Origin of the sequence: Bartonella queenslandensis AUST/NH15, assembly GCF_000312585.1 — a bacterium.
GTDB classification, from domain to species: Bacteria; Pseudomonadota; Alphaproteobacteria; order Rhizobiales; family Rhizobiaceae; genus Bartonella; species Bartonella queenslandensis_A.
This window is the reverse complement of the sequence record NZ_HE998005.1, coordinates 32,452-35,735: the sequence shown is the minus strand read 5'-3', so window position 1 is coordinate 35,735 and position 3,284 is coordinate 32,452. Positions and strand designations below refer to the sequence as shown.

1 protein-coding gene and 1 pseudogene are annotated in these 3,284 nt (G+C 37.2%); one reads left to right on the top strand and one right to left on the bottom strand.

Annotated features, from left to right (window positions below):
* A pseudogene (locus BN338_RS06480) lies at positions 1-291 on the top strand (multidrug effflux MFS transporter); the annotation flags it as partial.
* A 551-nt stretch (positions 292-842) separates the two neighbouring features.
* Here the strand turns inward: BN338_RS06480 and parC are convergent.
* Positions 843-3,092 (bottom strand): DNA topoisomerase IV subunit A, encoded by a 2,250-nt coding sequence (gene parC, locus BN338_RS06475; protein ID WP_039760226.1) that lies wholly within the window; start codon positions 3,090-3,092, stop codon positions 843-845.
* Between the last annotated feature and the right edge of the window lie 192 nt (positions 3,093-3,284).

Here is a 3,284-nt window from a genome sequence, read left to right as displayed (position 1 = left end):
ATGACATTATATTGTATATTAATGTTTACCTGCGGTGGAATCATGGCCAATTTCAATACACTCGCTCTCGAATCTGTGGGGGAAATTGCTGGAACAGCCTCTTCTGTATCCGGCTTTCTCCAAACATCTATCGGTGCAGGACTAAGCTTTTTTATTGCCCAACAATTTGATGAAACAACTATCCCAAACTCAGCAGGATTTTTCTTTCTAAGTCTCATTGCTATTCTGCTTGTCTTATGGGCTGAACGTGGTCATCTCTTTAGGCAATATCATCATAATCCTAACGAATAGACATTGTTACGAGCAAGACGAATAACACCTCTCTTGAACAAGAAAGGTATACCTATCACACAAAACAGAATACCTCTAAGGATACTCTTGTGTTAAATATTCACGTATTTATTTTAAAAAATACACGTCTCAAAACATAAACCCATTTCACGATAGCACCCCGTGGATAATATGATGGTAAAACAATAAAGTGTATAAAAACCATTCTATCATCCTCACACTTATGAAGTATATCAGTCTATCATATTGAGAATTCAGTTCTCAATGTTACAACAACTCTTGGCACTTGAGACAGCCCATAAAAGACATCTTTGATTCCTTTCTTTATAAATTTCCATCGACAACACCAACCCACTTGTGATGTGCAAGCAGATCATTTTGACTATTTTAACATGAATACAAATGAAATAAGAAAACCTATGGATATTAGAGTCTTTCATTTAAGATGAAATTAAATTATTAATATAAATCAATACATTATCCATATAATAAAAAACACATAAGCATTTTTCTTTACACTTTTATAGGCTTGGAATAAAAACGTCTATTATTTAATTGATAAATTTTCCTGATTTTGGAAACCCTTTTGGAACCAGACGTCCAACGCCTGCACGCGTTCCCATCCATTCAATAAGATCATCAGCTTGACGGTTAAAGATACGCTCAGCTGTATCTTGCCAACTTAAGCCTTCTGATAAATTAAAAGTCTTAGCATCAACAATAGCACCCTCTTTGTAACGTTGTAAACGAACCCCTTTACCACGATTCATTTCTGGTATTTGTTCAATAGAAAAAATAAGCATTTTGCGATTTTCACCAACGACAGCAACATGATCACCATTGACCGGAACACAAAGCTTTACCTTATCAGGAGATTTCACATTCATTACTTGCTTGCCTTTTCGTGTATTGGCAATCACTTCTGCAGAAGGAACGATAAAGCCATTTCCATAAGATGAAACCAAGAGCAATTTTTCTTCTGCATGATGTACAAAAGCTGTAAAAACATCATGCTCATCATCCATATCAACTAAAAGACGAATGGGTTCCCCATGTCCCCGTCCTCCAGGCAAACTATTAGCACCAATAGTGAAAAACTTTCCACCAGTACTTATCAGCACAATCTTGTCGGTCGTAAATGCCGGAAATGCTAACTTTAAACCGTCTCCTTCTTTAAAAGAAAGCGCTTTGTAATCGTTTAAATGCCCCTTCAAAGCACGCATCCACCCCTTTTCAGAAATAACAACAGTAACCGGTTCTTTTTCGATCATCGCTTGTTGAATATCATCAAGATCATGTCTTGGGGCTTCTTCAAACGTTGTACGCCTTTTTCCTAAGAGCGTTTCAGGACCAAAAGTTTTGCGAACTTTTTTAATTTCTTCTGAAATTATTTTCCATTGTTTTACAGAAGAATCTAACAAATTCTGCAATTTTTCTTTTTCAGCTTTAAGAGTTTCAAATTCCTTACGGATTTCAAATTCTTCAAGCTTCCGTAAAGAACGTAAGCGCATATTAAGAATAGCTTCTGCTTGATTTTCTGTTAATTCAAAACGATGAATCATCTTCTTTTTCGGTTCATCCTCTTCACGAATAATCTGGATGACCTCATCGAGATTCACATAAGCAATAAGATACCCATGAAGAATTTCTAATCGGCTATCAATTTGCTCAAGCCGATAATGAGAGCGTCGAATAAGCACTTCTTGACGATGTTCAAGCCATTGCTGCAAACTTTCTCGCAGCGAGAGAACATTCGGTATTTTACCCAAAGAGAGAACATTAAGATTAAGAGGAAATCTTACTTCAAAATTAGTCAGTTTAAAAAGGGATTCCATAAGCAGCTCAGGATCAACCGACCGATTTTTAGGAACAAGCACAATGCGGATATCTTCTGCTGATTCATCTTGAATATCCTCAAGCATTGGTAAGCGCCGCGCAAGCAATAATTCCGCAGTTTTTTCAATAAGACGTGACTTTTGAACTTGGTAGGGAATTTCAGTCACGACAATCACATAAGAACCACGGCTACCAGTTTCCTGATGCCAACGTGAACGCAATCGAAAAAAACCCCGCCCTATACGATAAGATTCCTCAATACTCTTTTTAGGCTCAACCAAAATACCACCAGTTGGAAAATCAGGTCCCTGCACAAATTGATTTAAATCCTCATCACGCGTATCAGGATGTGCAATCAAATGCAGCGCCGCATCACAGAGCTCAGCAACATTGTGGGGAGGAATAGATGTTGCCATACCAACAGCAATGCCTGAAGAACCATTGGCTAAAAGATTAGGGAAAGCACCTGGTAGAACAACAGGCTCTTCATCTTCTTCATTATAGGTCAAACGAAAATCAATAGCGTTTTCATTGATTCCCTCAAGCAACAACGCAGCCACTTCAGTCATGCGTGCTTCCGTATAACGCATAGCTGCAGCATTATCACCATCAATATTACCAAAATTGCCTTGTCCATCAACCAACGGATAACGAACCGCAAAACTTTGAGCCAAGCGCACCAAAGCATCGTAAATAGATGCATCCCCATGAGGATGAAATTTTCCCATGACATCACCGACAATCCGCGCACATTTCGCATAAGACTGTCCAGGATTCAGTTTGAGAAGACGCATCGCATGAACAATCCGCCGATGGACAGGTTTCAATCCATCACGAACATCGGGCAATGCACGATGTGTAATCGTAGAAAGCGCATAAGCCAAATAGCGTTCCTGTAAAGCAGAACGTAGCTCTATTGGCTCAATATGTTCTTTATCAAAAGGTAAATTCATTTTATCAGACATAATATTAGAACAAAAATTTCCACAATAAGTAAGAAATTATTGTATAAGATTTATTTAATAAAAATTTTTATGAGTAAACTTTTTTATTAAAAGTCAATAACATAAAAATAAATGTTGTAATTAGAACATGAACAGAAAATTATATCAATTTGAAAAAATTTTATACATGTTCTCCCCTCTTGTTCTAAACAA

Bases quoted from the DNA above. Each gene is read 5' to 3' on its own strand.
- parC (WP_039760226.1), bottom strand. From the start codon at position 3,092: ATGTCTGATAAAATGAATTTACCTTTTGATAAAGAACATATTGAGCCA.